Consider the following 14,942-nt stretch of genomic DNA (forward strand, 5'->3'; position numbering starts at 1 on the left):
AGTCGACCACGTGATCGACAGCCGCAGCTCCTCCCCCGCCTCGGCGGACGAGGAGCTGCGGCTTCCGCGCACCCCCGGTCTGATCCGGCGATTCTGGGCGCGGCATCCGCTACTCGCCGACGTGCTGATCATGCTGATGTGCCTGCTGTTCTCCCCGATCACCACGAGCGGCCTGAACATATTCATCGGCGACGCCGGGTCCCTGAACGAGGGCCTGCTCAGCGATGAACCGATGCGGCCGCCCGTCGCGGCGGTCGTGCTCATGCTCGCAATCGCCGCCTGCCTTCTCGTGCTGCGCCGCCGCCGGTGGCCGGTCGCGCTCCTCCTCGCCGCCTATGCGCTGTCCTACGTCTCGCTCCTGCTGTACTCGCCCTCCAGCGGCCTCGTGCTGATCGTCGCGGCCTACGGGGTCGCGGTATACCGGTCGACCCGCGCCGCCTGGACCCTGTTCGGCATCGGCACGGGTGCCTATGCCGCGATCTGCCTCATCGTGTGGTTCGCGCGCAGCCCCACCTTCGACGACCTGTCGTTCACCTTCGCCGGATTCGTCGTCACCGCCCTCATCGGCACGCTCATCGGCGCCAACGTCGGCGGCCGCAAGCGTTACGTCGAGGCGATCATCGACCGCTCCCGCCAGCTGCTCTTCGAGCGCGATCAGCAGTCTCAGATCGCCGCGGCATCCGAACGCGCCCGCATCGCCCGCGAGATGCACGACATCGTCTCGCACTCCCTCACGGTCGTCGTGGCTCTCAGCGAGGGCGCCGCCGCGACCGAGGACCGTCAGCGGGCACGGGATGCCTCCACCGCCGCGGCGGCGACCGCACGCAGTGCGCTGAAGGAGATGCGCGGCATGCTCGGGGTGCTGCGCGACGGCGATGCCGACGCCCCTCTCGCCCCCGGAGAACCGGTTGACCCCGAGCATACGGTGCGCGAAGCGCAGCGGGCCGGATACCCGGCGACGCTGACGACGACCGGCACCGCCGTTCTTCCCCCGGCGGCCCGCTTCGCGATCGGCCGCATCGTGCAGGAGGGCATGACCAACGCCATGCGCCACAGCCGCGGCGCGACGATGATCGCCGTGCGCATCTCCTACGGAGAGGATGCCGTGACGATCGAAGTCGAGAACGACGGCGCGCGCACGGCCACCGTCGGTGCGGGTTTCGGCATCCGAGGCCTCCAGGAGCGGGCTGCGCACGTCGGCGGCGAACTCGTCTCGGCCCCGACCGGCACAGCGCGCTGGCTGCTGCGCGCCGAATTGCCAGCCGCCGGAGAGGAACCGAATGACTGACGCGATCCGTGTGCTGCTCGTCGACGATCAGGAGCTGATCCGGGTCGGTTTCCGTCTCGTGCTCGAATCCGAACCCGACATCGTCGTGGTCGGCGATGCGAGTGATGGGGCCCAGGCCATCGCCGCGACGGCGGAGCTGCATCCCGACGTGGTGCTGATGGATGTGCGCATGCCGGGTGTCGACGGCATCGCCGCGACCGAGACGATCACCGCCCGTTTCCCGGACAGCCGGGTGCTCGTGCTGACGACCTTCGACCTCGACGAGTACGCGTTCGGTGCGATCGCCGCCGGAGCCGGCGGGTTCCTCCTCAAAGACGCCGGCCGCCATGAGCTCGTCTCCGCGGTGCGCGCCGTACACCGCGGCGATGCGGTCCTGTCACCGCGGGTGACACGACGCTTCCTCGAGCACCTCGGCCCGCAAACGCGCGGCACGGCGCCCGGGAACGACCCGACGGCATCCCTCACGGATCGCGAACGCGACGTGTTCCTCGCCATCGGCGAGGGCCTCACGAACGCCGAGATCGCTCAGAAGCTGTTCCTCGGCGAATCGACCGTGAAGACGCACGTCGGGCGGGTGCTCACCAAACTCGGCGCGCGTGACCGCATCCAGGCCGTCATCATCGCGCACCGCCTCGGGCTCGTGCGCTGAGTTGATTTACGGGGTCTGGCGCTCGTTCTTCACGAGAGCCGCCGCGCTGATGAACGCCAGAGCGGCGACGATGGTCGCGACGGTCCACCACACGCCGCTGAAACCGAACGGGTACACCGGGTTCCACAGCACCGCGACCGCGAGGAACACGATCGTCCACCACCACTGCTTCGCCTGCCACGCATACCAGGCCACGATCAGCGCGAAGATCGCCACGAGGAACAGGATCACGGTCGCGACGGTGCCCTCGACGAACAGCGGCGAGAGGAACAGCGCGATCGCGGCGAGCAGACCGGGGGCGAGAGCGTTGCGCTGAAACTGCGGGGCGGAGGAGGTCATGCCTTCCATCCTCCCCCACCCGCGGGGATCCGCCGATCCGATCAGTGCTGCGGAGGGAAATGCGGGATCTCGGTCGGCCGCATGGCGCGCGAGATGATGTGCTCGGCGACTGCCCGATCCAGATCGGCGATCAACTCCGGCATCGATCGGTATCTCGAACGCGTCGGGCAGGGGCTGCGCAACCAGAGGACGTCGAGGGTGCCCGTCTCGTTCTTGTCGACGTAGGCGATGAGGCGCGAAGCATCCGACTCGGTGAGGTTTCCGTCGCAGACCCGCCACGCAGCACGCCCGATGGGGATGACCTCCCAGATTGATGCGGGTTTCGGGGGCTCCGGGGCTGTCATGGTCATAGCGGCTTCCCTCCCGTCACCGGCAGCACGGCCGCCGACGTGTACGACGATTCATCGGATGCGAGATAGACGTATGCGCCCGCGAGCTCGGCGGGCTGTCCGGCGCGGCCGAGCGGAGTGTCGCCGCCGAAGGTGCGCACACGCTCCTCGTCCCAGCCGGTGCCCGGGATGAGGGGCGTCCAGATCGGGCCGGGAGCGACCGCGTTGACGCGGATGCCGCGCGGCCCCAATTATTCGGCGAGCGCCTTCACGAAGGCGACCTGAGCCGCCTTCGTCATCGCGTAGTCGATGAGGTCGGGCGACGGGTTGAACGACTGGATGGATGCCGTGACGATGATGCTCGCGCCCGGTTCGAGGTGCGGCACGGCGGCGCGCGCGGAGAAGAGCAGGCCCTCGAGGTTGGTCTGGAATACGCGCCGCATCTGGTCGGTGCGCAGGTTCTCGAGGCCCTCGACGTCGTGCTGGTAGCCGGCGTTCAGAACGAGGATATCGAGGCCGCCGAGGGCTTCGCGGGTCTCGCCGATGACCCGGGTGGCGAAATCCTCATGACGGAGGTCGCCGGCGAGGCTGACGCCGGTGCGACCGGCGTCGCGCACGAGCGCGAGCGTATCATCCGCATCGCCCTGCTCTTCGGGCATGTGCGCGATGGCGACGTCGGCGCCTTCCCGAGCGTATGCGATCGCGACGGCCCGGCCGATACCGGAGTCCCCTCCCGTGATGAGTGCCCGCCGCCCAGCGAGGCGCCCGCTTCCGCGGTACGTGCCCTCGCCGTGGTCGGGCTCGGGGCGGGTGCGAGAGGTCTGTCCGGGCTGATCCTGTTCTTGCCCGGGAAACTCCCCTGCGTGGTGCGCGTCGCGCGGATCCGTGATGTCGGCCATCGAAGCATCCCTCTGTTCTCGATCGGAAGAGTTCGTGATGGCTCGACTCTCTTCTGCGCGCCAGCCACGGCCAAGGGGCTTGACGCCGTCGTGGGTTGCGGTAGTCGCGCGCACCCGCAGACAGGGGGCGCTTGTCTCCGCCCCTAGTCTCCGGTTCGACCGCTGTCAACGCCCGCGCTCCGCCGTCGTGACGCTGACAGTGTGAGCGGACCGTTCGAAAGGAGCGATGATGCAGGACGTCACGATTCTGGCCCCCTCTCCGACACTGACCGTCACCGTGGAGGACCATCCGCAGGGGTCCGAGATCCATATCCACGCGGGTGGGCAGGGCGTATGGCAGGCCCGGATGCTGCGCCGACTGGGCATCCCCGTGACGATGTGCTGCCTGCTCACCGGCGAGGTGGGGCGGACACTGCGGCATCTCCTCGAAGACGAGGACGTCACCGTGCAGGCGCTGACACGTGATGGGCGCGGATCCGCCTATGTGCACGATCGTCGGGGCGGTCGCCGCATCGTGGTGGACGAGGAGGAGGGCGACCCGATCGGCCGGCACGACCTCGACGACCTCTACAGCGCGATGCTGCGGTGCAGCGAGCATTCGCGGATCGCGGTCCTCAGCGGACCGGCCGGCGATGACAGCATCCCTGCCGATTTCTATCGTCGTCTCACGATCGATCTGCGCGCAGCGGGGCTGACGGTGATCGCGGATCTCGCCGGTGAACGGCTGCGCGCCGTCGTCGATGGGCAGGTGGACGTCCTGAAAGTCAGCCATGAGGAATTGGTCGCAGACGGACTCGTCTCGGAGGAGACCGTCCCGCAGATCATCGCGGCCATGCAGCAGCTGCGCGCGGATGGAGCGGGAGCGGTGATCGTGACCCGGGCGTCGGAACCGCTGCTGCTGGCGGATGCCGACGGCGTCCGGGAGATCACCCCGCCGCCGTTCGAGGAGAACGAGTCCCGCGGCGCCGGGGATTCGTTGACGGCCGGCGTCATCGCCGCGCTCTCGCGCGGTGAAAGCCTCGACGAGGCGATGACGCTCGGCGCCGCGGCCGGAGCGCTCAATGTCACCCGCCATGGGCTCGGCACCGGTGACGCCGAGCTGATCGAGTCGCTGCGGCAGAAGGTGAGCGTGCGCAACCTCGCCGGCGATCAGACCGCCCCGCCGGAACGGGAGGGGCGCGTCAGTCCCGATGGCCTCGCCGCTCTCATCGCCCCGGAGGAGCAGTCATGACCCGTGTGCTGATCACGAACGACGATGGCATCGACGCTCCGGGGCTTCTGGCACTGGCGGATGCCGCGACCCGTGCGGGGTACGACGTCACCGTCGCGGCTCCCGCTGAGCAGTCCAGCGGTTCGAGCGCGTCGATCATGGCGGTGGAGACCGACGGGCGCATCGCCGTCGACCGCCGCACGCTCGGCGAGCTCGATGTCCCCGCGTTCGCGGTGCACGGCGGGCCGGGCCTCATCGCGATGATCGCTGCGCGCGGAGCCTTCGGCGAAGCCCCCGATCTCGTGCTCTCCGGCATCAACCACGGCGCCAATGTCGGACGCGCCATCCTGCACTCGGGCACCGTCGGCGCAGCTCTCACCGGCGCACTCAACGGCGCCTGGGCGATGGCCGTCTCCCTCGATGTCGGCATGAACCCCGAGACCTTCGCTTGGCCGACCGCGGCCGTTGCCGCTCTCCGGCTCGTGCCCGAGCTCCTATCCGTCGAGCGCGGGACGTCGTGGAACGTCAACGTCCCGAACCGTGCGGACCATCGCGGGATCCGCGAGGCATCCCTCGCGCCTTTCGGAATCGTCCAGATGGCCGTGGCTGAGAAGGAGGACCGCTTCGTCCGCCTGGCCGTCGAGGAGCTGCCGAACATCGCGGTCGACGACAGCGACGCTGCCCACCTCGCCGAGGGGTGGGTCACCGTCACCGGCATCGACTCGGTGACGCAGCGCCCGATCGGCCGCGCCCTCAGCTGAGAGGCGGAGTCGTCCCCTCTCCGGGGGCCGGGTGCTCGCCCGCCTCCGGCGGCTCCGGAACGAGATAGAGGCCGGTCGGAGCATTCGCGGTGAAGGCGAGCGCATCAACCCAGGCCCGGTTGATCGACGGCTGGCGGCCACCGTAGTACTTGTAGACGATCGAACTGCCCGGGTGGACCCAGACGGTGGTGCGACCGCCGCCCACGCTGGCGTCCTCACGCCAGCTGAACGCGAACGGCTCTCCTCGGCGCAGCTTCGCGCTGATCACGAGTTGCAGGTGGGTCAGCGCCCGGTCTTCGATCTCGACCTTGACGCCACCCTCATAGACGAACTTTCCCATGGTGCACTTCCTACTTCGCACAGGTACGGCCTGTGCATCCCACGGTGTTCTCCGCTCGTAGCGTAGTCCCTCCCCGCTATGTCAACCCCCTGAAACGTCCGAGATCGAGAACGTAGTGTCACGAACACAATCACAAGGAAGGCGATGATCATGACTGAACAGACTTCTTCTGATGAACGCAACACACCCACCACCACGCATGCAGAGTGGGGCGCCGGTAATCCACGCCTCCTGGTCTCCCGTGATGGGGAGCGCTTCGTCTTCGATCTGGTCGCGGATGCCGTGCGCATCGGGTCGGCGGACGGAAACGAACTGCAGCTGGGCGACACCGACCCGGTGCATGCCGATGTCGTTCATGACGACCGCGACGAGTACGTGCTGACCTTGCACGGTCACGGCGAGATGAACGCGAACCCGGATGCCGCAGAGACGGGCGCGAGCGGAAGATCCGAGATCCTGCGCACCGGGGCACGGTTCACCGCCGGCGACTGGACGCTCGTGTACAGCCGTGAGGAGTTCGCCGACCACGGGCGCCCGTACGGCGGGCGCGTCGGCGGAGAGTTCTCGGACCAGCCGCCGCAGCCCGAGCGCCCGGACTACGGCAACGATGAGAGCGACGATGCGCAACGCGGCTACGAGGTCAAGGACGGCTGAGCGCCGTCCCACGGAGAAGGAGGGGACGAGACCATGACCACAGCACGCGACATCATGACGCCGACGCCGCGGTGCATCGGCGAGAACGACTCGTTGAGCATCGCCGCATCCGTCATGTCGGATCTCGACGTCGGGGCCCTGCCGATTTTCGGCGAGGACCGCAGTCTCATGGGCATGCTCACCGACCGGGACATCGTGGTGGATGCCGTCGCCCTCGGCCTGGACCCGGAGACGACACCGACCCGGGTGCTCGCCAAAGGCCCCCCGGTCACGGTGCGCACCACCGATGACGTCACCATTGCGCTGGAGAAGATGCGTGAGCATCAGGTGCGCCGGCTGCCGGTCCTCGAAGGCGGGAAGCTCGTCGGAATCGTCAGCCAGGCCGATGTCGCACGGGCGCTGTCCGCAGAACAGACCGGTGTCACGGTCGAACAGATCTCACGATAGGAGTTTGATGAGTGTCGAACGTCTGGGCCGACTCGCCCGCGAGCACGATCTGCGCGTCGCGGTCGTCGAATCGCTGACCTCCGGTGGCCTCGCACACACCGTGGGCGCCGGAGATGATGCCGCCCGCTGGTTCGCCGGCGGGATCGTCGCCTACATGACCGATGTGAAGGTTCATCTGCTCGGGGTGACGGCCGGCACCGACCCCTGCTCGGCCGCGTGCGCTGCGCAACTCGCCGCGGGTGGCCGGGAACTCTTCGGCGCAGACATCTGCGTCTCGACCACGGGTATCGGCGGCCCTGACGCCGAGAACGGGCACCGCCCCGGAACCGTCTACCTGGGCTGGGCCGTCGAAGGCGCTCACGGGGACGAGCTGCTCACGGTCGACGGGTCGCCGGAGCACGTCCTGAGCGTTGCCATCGAAGCCGCCATAAGGCTGCTCATCGAGCGCGCAGAAGATTTCGCCATCCGCCCCACGATCAAGGATTGACCATGCCCCGCACGCAGAACTCTCGATTGAAGGACCCTGAGCTCTACGAATCGCTGCGCGAGGACGGCGCTTCGAAGGAGAAGGCCGCCCGCATCTCGAACGCGACCGGCGGCACGAAGAAGGGGCGCTCCGAGGTGGGCCGCCGCGGCGGTGAGGCGGGCGACTACGAGGACCGGACGGTGCAGGAGCTCCGAGCCCGAGCCAAGGAGCTCGGTCTCACGGGCTACTCCGGCAAGCGCAAGGCCGACCTGATCCGCATGCTGCGGGAGCACTGAGCCTCAGGCCCGCGCTTAGAGCTCGGTGGGCAGCGCCTCGGGTTCGGTGTCCCCAGTTTCAGGGTGCCTCGCAAGGTTTACCAGAGCGGCGACCAGCCCGCCCCAGACGGTAACCATCGCGATGACCATGTAGACGACAGCGGTTGCGGTCATGATTCAGCTCCGTTCTGCGCTGCGGCGCCGGGAAGGCGGATCGTCGCCGTCTCGGAATCAGGTTCGTAGCCCTCGGCCGCGAGAAACTCGTCGTACTGCGGATCATCCTTCGCGTGCGAGCGACCGCTCCAGGGGATGAACGTGAGGACGACCGCGAGGATCACGAGCCCGATGACCATGCCCCAGCCGAAGACGCCCAGGAACCAGTCCGGATATCCCTCGTAGGGGGTCGAGATCTTCGCGATCAGCTCGGTGACCAGCAGATAACCGAGCACGATCGGCGCCACGACACCGACCAGCAGACGCCAGATGCGCCCGATGCGGAAGCTCGAGCGGCGGTTGAGGTGCTCCTGCAGCGCGGGCAGCTTGTGCAGCATCCACGCCACGACGATCACGGCGACCAAAGCTACCGTCATGATTCCGAAGGCGTTGACGAAAGCATCCGTCGTGTCGAGCACGGCCAGCGCCGTCGTCGTCGAGAACAGGGCCATCGAGATGACCGCGAGCGGAATCGTGACGATGAGCGTCGTGCGCACGCGGCTCCAGCCGAGCTTGTCCTGCAGCGCTGCGACGATCACCTCGAGGATCGAGATCATCGAGGTGACGCCGGCGAAGACGAGCGAGCCGAAGAACAGCACACCGATGATCGAGCCCCCGGTCGCCTGCGACACGATCGTCGGGAATGCGACGAAGGCGAGACCGATGCCCGCGGAGGCGACATCGTCGATCTGCGCCGCCTGCGCCTGTGCCATGAACCCGAGGGCGGCGAAGACGCCGATTCCGGCGAGGATCTCGAAGCCCGAGTTCGCGAAGGCGACGACCAGGCCCGACCCCGTCAGGTCGGTCTTGCGCTTCAGGTACGACGAGTAGGTGACCATGATGCCGAATGCCACCGACAGCGAGAAGAAGATGTGCCCGTATGCCGCGGCCCACACGGCCGGGTCGGCCAGGGCCTCCCAGTTCGGCTCGAAGAAGGCGTTGAGGCCGTCCATCGCGCCGGGTAGGAACAGCGCCTGGATGACGAGGACCGCGAACATCAGCGTCAGAAGCGGCATGAGGATCATGTTCGCCGCGCCGATGCCGCGCTTCACGCCCAGCGCCATGATGACGATCGTCACCACCCAGACCGCCAGCAGGGGGATGCCGACCTGCGGAACGAAATCGGTCGAGACGCCGTCTGCGACGTCGCCCATCTGGAGGAAGTCCGAGAAGAAGAAGGTGTCTTCATTGCCGGCGCCCCAGGTGAGCTGCGCCGAGAACCAGGTGTACATCGCCGCCCACGCGATGATGACCGCGTAGTAGACCGCGATCACCACGCAGATGAGAACCTGCCACCAGCCGAGCGGCTCGGCGGCCCGGTGCAGGCGTCGGAATGCGAGCGGGGCAGACCCGCGGAAGCGGTGCCCGATCGCGTAGTCGAAGAACAGCAGCGGGATGCCGGCGGTCAGCAGCGCGCACAGATAGGGGATGAGGAATGCACCTCCGCCGCCCTCGTAGGCGACATAGGGGAATCGCCAGATGTTGCCGAGACCGACGGCGGAGCCGATGGCCGAGAGGATGAAGACATTACGGGACCCGAATGCCTCGCGCTTGGGCGCCCGCTTCATTGCTGTTGCCATGCCGGAGACCATACCAGCGGACATGCGCCGCAGATAGATGTCCACAGGCGCGCACCGATCGATTCTCGGGGCCCGGCCAGCAGTGTTCTCGACGATGATGGAGCCATGACCACGTTCGAGCCGCACCCGCAGGAGGTCGTCCTCGCTGAGGGCATGCCGTGCACCGAGGTCGAGCTGCTCGCCCCGCGCGAGGTGCCTCTGGGCGGGCCGCGCGCCATGACCGTGTACCGCACGCTTCCCGCGAAGGGCCGCTCGTTCGTCGGGGCGTGGTGCTTCCTCGACCATTACGGCCCCGACGATGTCACCGATTCGGGCGGGATGCATGTGCCGCGGCATCCGCACACAGGTCTCGCGACCGTGTCGTGGCTGTTCACCGGCAGCATCGATCATCTCGATTCCGGCGGCAACGCCGCCGAGGTGCGCCCGGGTGAGCTCAATCTGATGATCGCGGGGCGCGGGATCACGCACTCCGAGATCAGCACGCCCGTGACGACCGCGCTGCACGGGGTGCAGCTCTGGTACGCGATGCCCGAGTCGACGCGCTTCACCGACAACGAGTTCATCCACTACGTGCCGGATGCCGTCACCGGCCCCGGATATTCGGCTCGTGTGTTCATCGGAGAGGCCTTCGGCTCGTCCTCGCCCGTCATCACGCGGACGCCGGATCTGCTCGGCGCCGAGGTGATTCTCGACGCGGATGCCGCGATCACCCTGCCCGCACGCCGGGACTTCGAATACGGCATCCTCACCGAAACCGGGCTCGCGATGGTCAACGGCACCGAGGTGGCGCACCGTGCGCTCGCCTATGCGCCGACCGGCGCCGACACGCTCACGATCTCCGCCGGCCCCGACGGCGCGCGGGTGATCCTGCTCGGCGGCGTGCCGCTGGGCGAACAGATCGTCATGTGGTGGAACTTCATCGGCCGCTCGCACGACGAGGTCGTCGAGTTCCGCCGCCGCTATCAGGCCGAGCTCGGCTTCGATCCGGAGGATCCGTCGGATGCGGGGAAGCCGCGCCTGTTCGGAGACTTCCCCGAGGGGCAGCCCGCTCCCCTGCCCGCGCCGGTGCTGCCGAATGTGCGGTTGCGGCCGCGGGAGTAGGCCGGGGCGCTCGGCCGGCTTCTCACTGCCCGAGCAGCAGGCGGACGACGCCGACAACGAACGCCGAGAGCGAGGCGATCATGCCGAGAATCATGATGGCGGCCCACGGTAGACCGATCAGCAGGTCGCGGTCCCGCGGCTGGGAGAACGCACTCGGCAGCTCGCCCTCCGGACATCCGCGCTTCTTCCAGGAGCGGTAGTCGATCTCTTCGCGCACCCCACGAACCGCCCAGATGCACGCCGTCACCATGGGAGCGGCCATCGAACACACTGAGGCGACGCCCAGAAGGACGCACAGGTTCCGCGGCAGGCTGAAGAAGACGAGCGCGACCGTCGCCAGGAGAAGGACAAACCCAGCCCCCAGGAAGTCGGACATGACCGCCTGGAGCGGCAACCGCACCGATTCGAACCGCCCTCGTCGATCTGGACGGTCCCCGTAATCGGCATTGATCATGTCCGCAATGAACTGGGTACGCGGCCGCTGCAGCCGATCGGAGGCGATTATGCGTCGGGGCACCGTGCACCGGTAGGACCAGTAGAACAAGCGCCAGGTCCAGCTAATTTCCGGCAACGCGACATATTCACGTTCATCAGCAACCACGAGAGAACCACCCGCCCAGACAACAAAAAAGTCCTGAGCCGCGACTCATTCGTGAATGATTCGCGACTCAGGACAGTGGCGGAGACGGAGGGATTTGAACCCTCGGTCCCCTTTAAAGAGGACTCCACCTTAGCAGTGCCAGGCCGCACGCATGTTCCGCGTAATCGTGTGTGCGAGTGCACCGGATGCACGCTCGTTGTTGGCGTGTTCGGCGGTGCCGCTCCCCTGACACTCCCCTGGGCCGACCGGCTGCGATGTCGGATTCGAGCTTTGCGGATGCCTTCGCGGATGCGATGCGGCGTTCGAGCTGCGCGCGCCCCTACGAGGTCAAGCCGGGTATATTCGTCCGGTGTCAGTCGCGCCGGTCGGCTATCTGCCCATCGTGCAGCGCTCAGCAGCGTGGGGACTGGCAGCGGTTGGCGGGGTCGGGAATCTGGGATGCGGACAGCCAGCCTGTGCAGGGCTTCCGGTACTTCTTCATCACACTTAGCGCGCCGTCGTTCGGGGCTATCCATCGCGTGCCGAAGCCGTGGGATCGGAAACGGCACCGGTGCGCGTGCGGGGTCGTGCATGAGCCTGGCGATGCAGAGCTGCGCGGATTGCCGGTCGATCTGGACGGGTACGACTATCAGGGCCAGGTCCGCTGGCATGGCGCGGTGTCACGCCTGTGGGCGTCGTCGGTGGACGCGATGCGGCGACGAGAGCCGTCGTTGGAGTACTTCGTGGTGCGCGAGGTTCAGGCACGAATGGCATTGCACGTTCACGCGGTCGTTAGGGTCCCGGATCAAACGGCTGAGTCAGCGGTGACGCTCGGCATGGCGGCGCGTAGGGCAACGGCTGCGCATCCAGCTACGGGCGAGGTCGTGACGTGGGGACAGAAGGGCGTCGCGGACCGGGAAATTCAAGCGAAGCAAGCGCGAGAGAAGGGCGTGGCTCCGGACGTGTCCACTGCTGCCGCTCGTGTCGTCGGCTATGTCGCCAAAGCGCTGAACTACTCGCTCAAGGATGTTGTGCCCGGGCAGGACGCCGCCGAAAGCGATCCGTCACCCGAGCGATACGAGTTCGTGCGACGGCTGCGGCACGCTGCGCGCTTTCAAGTTCGATGCAAGCACTGCCCGGAATCAGGGCCGGTCGATTGCCCGAAGAACGCGCACCGGTCACTCGGGTACGGCGGGCACACGGTCACGATGAGCCGCCCGACAAAGACGCGAACGGGATGGTCGTTCGCCCACCTCACGAAACGGCGCATCCGAGAGGAACGGATGGTGTGGGCGGCAGCGAACATCGCGGGCGAACCGGGCAGCGGTATCGGAGAGGATGAGGCGTTCTGGGCCGAGTATGCGGCTGATCTTCGTGTTCGGCGTGCACGTGAAGCCTGGGAGGCTCGGCAGCACGCGCGTGCGCCGTAACGGTTGCTTAGTACTGGCCTCACTGGCGACGGTGGGGCTGTTCGTCGTGTGCATTCATCGTTGGCAAGTGCGCTCGCGCACGCGGCAGCCCCGAAACGGGCGAAGGTGTCCGAGGAATGGACGATCCGAATAGGAGCGGGACGCCAGACGAGGGCGGGCGGCGCGCGGGTGAACGGCGAAGCCGCACGCGCACCGCGCGCCGCCCGCCCTCGGACCCGGCGAAGCCGGGTCTTTATTCATGGATAGGACATTTCCGCGCGAACGTCGGTCGCGGTGCGACCCCAGGCGGACTAGGACGAGCACGGTAGTCAAGACGACCTACGGCGGGTTGTCAGCGTCAGAGCGCACCTTGATGTCCGAAACCGGCAACCGGGGGCAGCTCACAGAATGACGGAAGCAAACAGCAGAACCGGTATCGATCCAATGGTGGTGATGAAGATGGTGTCGCGAGCGAGAACTACCGAGGCGTCGTACCGCTGCGCATAGTTGAGGACGTTCTGTGCGACAGGAAGTGCAGCCATCACGACCACGGCTCGCAGCACATCAGAAGGAAGCGCAAACGCCGAACCGATAGCCCAGGCAGCCAGAGGCATCACCAGGATCTTGATCGCCGACGCGATCAGGACGTCACGGCGATTCGATCCCGGCGCGAGAACGCGCTGACCGTGCAATGAGATGCCGAAGCCGATGAGCACTGCGGGGACGGCCGCGGCTCCCACGAGCGCGAATGGCTCCATCACAGCCGAGGGGAGTTCGATTCCCGTCAACGCGATCAGAACACCAATCGCGGATGCGATGACGATGGGATTGGTGACTGGCTGGAGGAGGATCCTGGCGACGCGCGCCTCCCCGCTGGCCGCGACGTCCAAGATGGTCAACGCGATCGGGGCGAGGAACATGACCTGCAAGAGGACTATGGGAGCCGAATAGGCCGCATCCCCCAGAATGTAAACGGACAAAGCCAGGCCGAGATAGCCGCCGTTCACGTAGCTCGAAGACAAGGCTCCGATTACCGTCTCACTGGCCGTACGTCGAAGAATGGTCCGGGCGATCAGGGCGAAGAGCGCGGCGCAGCTGAGGGCGGCAAGCGCCGACGTTAGGAGCGTGATCGAGAACAAGCCTTCGACGTCCGCCTCCGCGAGCACGGTAATCAGCAGACATGGTGTGAACACGGTGAACGTCAGTTTCGAAAGTGCCGCCGCGCCCTGGGTGCCGATGAGATTGATGCGGCCGATGAGGTATCCGCCTGCAATGACAGCAAGGATGATCGCAAAGCCGCTCAGCACATTCACCACACCGCATCATACCGAGCGCGATACGGCACGATTTCGCCTCAACGTCCAGATCGACCGGTAACTTCGCAACAATAGGCGGTACCAGTAGTCGCGACGTGATCGGCTGCTAGATCCATCCACCGACGTAGCGACACAGAGATTGCTTTGAACTCGTAGAGAGACCAGGGCATTCGTCGTGGGCAGCGCCTCAGATGAGGATTATCCGGCGACGCGGTCTACTCATTAATGCTGGAAGTTGCCGATCTGATAGTGACGCGGTCAAAGTACTCCGGAGTCTGCGACCATCGCGAGATCGTCGCGCGTCCGATGCCCATGAGCTCGGCGGCTTCGCGCTGCCGAATTCCCCGTCGATGCAGTAGATACTCAGCCAGTGCACGCTCGCAGTTGAGCAGCTTGTCTCGGGCCTCGGTGACGGCCCGGGCGAACGCCACGAGGTCCTCCGAGTCATCCCCGGCAGACTGCGCGTCGATCAGCTGCGCGGACGCAGCACCGATCTGAGCACTAGCCGCCTGGTATGCCTTCGCGATCTCATCGATGTTCTTGAGCGCTACACGCGTCTGATCGCGGTTCGCGCTCACCTGCCCTGTCCTCGTCATGGCAGCAGTATAGCCGAATCTGCCACCTGGACTCATTTGAGACTTGCTTGCACCTTCCGGAGCGTGGTAGCCTCGCGGTCAGTTGGTCTCATTTGATGCCACATGGCACATGCCGGGTTCACCTGGCTGGTTACGAAAGGAACGTCATGTCAAACATGGCTCTGTATGAGAAGGCGCGAGACGACGGGAAGCTGTCGGGGTATGGTCTGGCCGTCCTCGGCGCGCTGCTGGTTCCGTCTATGAAGCTCGAGCTGTCACAGATTCGCCGCGAGGTCCTGGCGACGACGAAGCTCGCGAAGGCCGTGCGTCTGCCGCGCAAGGCCGTACTGCTCGGGCTGCGTGAGTTGGTCCGCTCGCCGTACATCGACGCGTCGACAGTGACGGGCAAGCAGCGCCGCTACTTCACGTTTGAGGGCTCTTCGGACATTCGGTGGGGGGTGAGGCGCGCCGGGTGAGGTTCGGCGGGTAGGGGTCGAGGTCCTCGAGGATC

The 14,942-nt window shown here is 66.7% G+C and carries 19 protein-coding genes and 1 pseudogene; 11 read left to right on the top strand and 9 right to left on the bottom strand.

Translation table 11 applies throughout. The features are described 5' to 3' along the window. The first annotated feature begins 10 nt into the window (after positions 1–10). Both ACWAUG_RS12040 and ACWAUG_RS12045 read left to right on the top strand, forming a co-directional pair. Complete coding sequence (locus tag ACWAUG_RS12040; RefSeq protein ID WP_298039810.1) at positions 11–1,288, top strand: sensor histidine kinase; 1,278 nt, start codon at positions 11–13, stop codon at positions 1,286–1,288. Further along, on the top strand, positions 1,281–1,937 hold the full coding sequence (locus tag ACWAUG_RS12045; protein ID WP_298039808.1) for a response regulator: 657 nt from the start codon (positions 1,281–1,283) through the stop codon (positions 1,935–1,937). The genes ACWAUG_RS12040 and ACWAUG_RS12045 overlap by 8 nt, the downstream gene beginning before the upstream one ends. A 6-nt stretch (positions 1,938–1,943) precedes the next feature. On the opposite strand, the gene ACWAUG_RS12050 is transcribed toward ACWAUG_RS12045, so the two are convergent. From ACWAUG_RS12050 to ACWAUG_RS12060, 3 genes and pseudogenes are all read right to left on the bottom strand, one after another. Further along, entirely contained in the window at positions 1,944–2,276 is a 333-nt protein-coding gene (locus tag ACWAUG_RS12050; RefSeq protein ID WP_460802600.1) for a DUF6804 family protein, read from the bottom strand. 41 nt (positions 2,277–2,317) lie between these two features. Further along, positions 2,318–2,626 carry a hypothetical protein gene (locus ACWAUG_RS12055; protein WP_460802601.1) on the bottom strand — a complete coding sequence of 103 codons (309 nt, stop codon included), beginning with the start codon at positions 2,624–2,626 and terminating at the stop codon, positions 2,318–2,320. Continuing rightward, positions 2,623–3,504 (bottom strand): annotated as a pseudogene (locus ACWAUG_RS12060) (SDR family oxidoreductase). Before ACWAUG_RS12060 ends, ACWAUG_RS12055 begins: the two are co-directional and overlap by 4 nt. A gap of 226 nt (positions 3,505–3,730) precedes the next feature. Between ACWAUG_RS12060 and ACWAUG_RS12065 the strand changes: the two are divergent. Further along, positions 3,731–4,735 carry a 1-phosphofructokinase family hexose kinase gene (locus ACWAUG_RS12065; protein WP_460802602.1) on the top strand — a complete coding sequence of 335 codons (1,005 nt, stop codon included), beginning with the start codon at positions 3,731–3,733 and terminating at the stop codon, positions 4,733–4,735. Beyond that, entirely contained in the window at positions 4,732–5,475 is a 744-nt protein-coding gene (gene surE / locus ACWAUG_RS12070) for a 5'/3'-nucleotidase SurE (RefSeq protein WP_298039798.1), read from the top strand. Before ACWAUG_RS12065 ends, surE begins: the two co-directional genes overlap by 4 nt. Here the strand turns inward: surE and ACWAUG_RS12075 are convergent. After that, on the bottom strand, positions 5,468–5,815 hold the full coding sequence (locus ACWAUG_RS12075) for a DUF7882 family protein (protein ID WP_298039795.1): 348 nt from the start codon (positions 5,813–5,815) through the stop codon (positions 5,468–5,470). The genes surE and ACWAUG_RS12075 overlap by 8 nt on opposite strands. Positions 5,816–5,965: 150 nt before the next feature. Between ACWAUG_RS12075 and ACWAUG_RS12080 the strand changes: the two genes are divergently transcribed. Genes ACWAUG_RS12080 through ACWAUG_RS12095 form a run of 4 tightly spaced genes read left to right on the top strand, consistent with a single transcriptional unit; the run spans position 5,966 to position 7,678 of the window. After that, on the top strand, positions 5,966–6,469 hold the full coding sequence (locus ACWAUG_RS12080; RefSeq protein ID WP_460802603.1) for a hypothetical protein: 504 nt from the start codon (positions 5,966–5,968) through the stop codon (positions 6,467–6,469). Between the two features lie 33 nt (positions 6,470–6,502). Beyond that, on the top strand, positions 6,503–6,916 hold the full coding sequence (locus ACWAUG_RS12085) for a CBS domain-containing protein (RefSeq protein ID WP_460802604.1): 414 nt from the start codon (positions 6,503–6,505) through the stop codon (positions 6,914–6,916). Positions 6,917–6,923: 7 nt separating this feature from the next. Beyond that, entirely contained in the window at positions 6,924–7,403 is a 480-nt protein-coding gene (locus ACWAUG_RS12090; RefSeq protein WP_460802605.1) for a CinA family protein, read from the top strand. Between the two features lie 2 nt (positions 7,404–7,405). Beyond that, positions 7,406–7,678 carry a DUF7218 family protein gene (locus tag ACWAUG_RS12095; protein ID WP_460802606.1) on the top strand — a complete coding sequence of 91 codons (273 nt, stop codon included), beginning with the start codon at positions 7,406–7,408 and terminating at the stop codon, positions 7,676–7,678. Between the two features lie 15 nt (positions 7,679–7,693). Here the strand turns inward: ACWAUG_RS12095 and ACWAUG_RS12100 are convergent, their stop codons facing one another. Continuing rightward, a complete protein-coding gene (locus ACWAUG_RS12100; protein WP_460802607.1) occupies positions 7,694–7,831 on the bottom strand; it encodes a methionine/alanine import family NSS transporter small subunit in 138 nt (45 codons plus the stop codon). Further along, a complete protein-coding gene (locus ACWAUG_RS12105) occupies positions 7,828–9,450 on the bottom strand; it encodes a sodium-dependent transporter (protein ID WP_460802608.1) in 1,623 nt (540 codons plus the stop codon). The genes ACWAUG_RS12100 and ACWAUG_RS12105 overlap by 4 nt, the downstream gene beginning before the upstream one ends. Positions 9,451–9,555: 105 nt before the next feature. On the opposite strand from ACWAUG_RS12105, the gene ACWAUG_RS12110 reads away from it, so the two are divergent. Then, positions 9,556–10,551: a pirin family protein gene (locus tag ACWAUG_RS12110; RefSeq protein WP_460802609.1), complete on the top strand. Its 996-nt coding sequence runs from the start codon at positions 9,556–9,558 to the stop codon at positions 10,549–10,551. A 22-nt stretch (positions 10,552–10,573) separates the two neighbouring features. On the opposite strand, the gene ACWAUG_RS12115 is transcribed toward ACWAUG_RS12110, so the two are convergent. After that, complete coding sequence (locus tag ACWAUG_RS12115) at positions 10,574–11,152, bottom strand: hypothetical protein (protein WP_460802610.1); 579 nt, start codon at positions 11,150–11,152, stop codon at positions 10,574–10,576. Positions 11,153–11,406: 254 nt separating this feature from the next. Here ACWAUG_RS12115 and ACWAUG_RS12120 point away from each other — a divergent pair, with 254 nt between their 5' ends. Continuing rightward, positions 11,407–12,561 (top strand): replication initiator, encoded by a 1,155-nt coding sequence (locus ACWAUG_RS12120; protein ID WP_460802611.1) that lies wholly within the window; start codon positions 11,407–11,409, stop codon positions 12,559–12,561. Positions 12,562–12,941: 380 nt separating this feature from the next. Here ACWAUG_RS12120 and ACWAUG_RS12125 read toward each other — a convergent pair whose 3' ends face one another. Then, on the bottom strand, positions 12,942–13,856 hold the full coding sequence (locus ACWAUG_RS12125) for an AEC family transporter (protein WP_460802612.1): 915 nt from the start codon (positions 13,854–13,856) through the stop codon (positions 12,942–12,944). Between the two features lie 215 nt (positions 13,857–14,071). After that, positions 14,072–14,452, bottom strand: a complete 381-nt coding sequence (locus ACWAUG_RS12130; RefSeq protein WP_460802614.1) for a hypothetical protein — start codon at positions 14,450–14,452, stop codon at positions 14,072–14,074. Between the two features lie 155 nt (positions 14,453–14,607). Here ACWAUG_RS12130 and ACWAUG_RS12135 point away from each other — a divergent pair, with 155 nt between their 5' ends. Further along, the gene (locus tag ACWAUG_RS12135) at positions 14,608–14,907 is read left to right on the top strand and encodes a hypothetical protein (RefSeq protein ID WP_460802615.1); all 300 of its coding nucleotides are present in this window, start codon (positions 14,608–14,610) and stop codon (positions 14,905–14,907) included. The last annotated feature ends 35 nt before the right edge of the window (positions 14,908–14,942 follow it).

The organism is Microbacterium sp. GXF6406 (genome assembly GCF_054798215.1).

Bases quoted from the DNA above. Each gene is read 5' to 3' on its own strand.
- ACWAUG_RS12075 (WP_298039795.1), bottom strand. From the start codon at position 5,815: ATGGGAAAGTTCGTCTATGAGGGTGGCGTCAAGGTCGAGATCGAAGAC.
- ACWAUG_RS12045 (WP_298039808.1), top strand. From the start codon at position 1,281: ATGACTGACGCGATCCGTGTGCTGCTCGTCGACGATCAGGAGCTGATC.
- ACWAUG_RS12100 (WP_460802607.1), bottom strand. From the start codon at position 7,831: ATGACCGCAACCGCTGTCGTCTACATGGTCATCGCGATGGTTACCGTC.
- ACWAUG_RS12130 (WP_460802614.1), bottom strand. From the start codon at position 14,452: ATGACGAGGACAGGGCAGGTGAGCGCGAACCGCGATCAGACGCGTGTA.
- ACWAUG_RS12055 (WP_460802601.1), bottom strand. From the start codon at position 2,626: ATGACCATGACAGCCCCGGAGCCCCCGAAACCCGCATCAATCTGGGAG.
- ACWAUG_RS12135 (WP_460802615.1), top strand. From the start codon at position 14,608: ATGGCTCTGTATGAGAAGGCGCGAGACGACGGGAAGCTGTCGGGGTAT.
- ACWAUG_RS12110 (WP_460802609.1), top strand. From the start codon at position 9,556: ATGACCACGTTCGAGCCGCACCCGCAGGAGGTCGTCCTCGCTGAGGGC.
- surE (WP_298039798.1), top strand. From the start codon at position 4,732: ATGACCCGTGTGCTGATCACGAACGACGATGGCATCGACGCTCCGGGG.
- ACWAUG_RS12050 (WP_460802600.1), bottom strand. From the start codon at position 2,276: ATGACCTCCTCCGCCCCGCAGTTTCAGCGCAACGCTCTCGCCCCCGGT.
- ACWAUG_RS12065 (WP_460802602.1), top strand. From the start codon at position 3,731: ATGATGCAGGACGTCACGATTCTGGCCCCCTCTCCGACACTGACCGTC.
- ACWAUG_RS12085 (WP_460802604.1), top strand. From the start codon at position 6,503: ATGACCACAGCACGCGACATCATGACGCCGACGCCGCGGTGCATCGGC.
- ACWAUG_RS12080 (WP_460802603.1), top strand. From the start codon at position 5,966: ATGACTGAACAGACTTCTTCTGATGAACGCAACACACCCACCACCACG.
- ACWAUG_RS12095 (WP_460802606.1), top strand. From the start codon at position 7,406: ATGCCCCGCACGCAGAACTCTCGATTGAAGGACCCTGAGCTCTACGAA.
- ACWAUG_RS12090 (WP_460802605.1), top strand. From the start codon at position 6,924: ATGAGTGTCGAACGTCTGGGCCGACTCGCCCGCGAGCACGATCTGCGC.
- ACWAUG_RS12120 (WP_460802611.1), top strand. From the start codon at position 11,407: ATGTCGGATTCGAGCTTTGCGGATGCCTTCGCGGATGCGATGCGGCGT.
- ACWAUG_RS12105 (WP_460802608.1), bottom strand. From the start codon at position 9,450: ATGGCAACAGCAATGAAGCGGGCGCCCAAGCGCGAGGCATTCGGGTCC.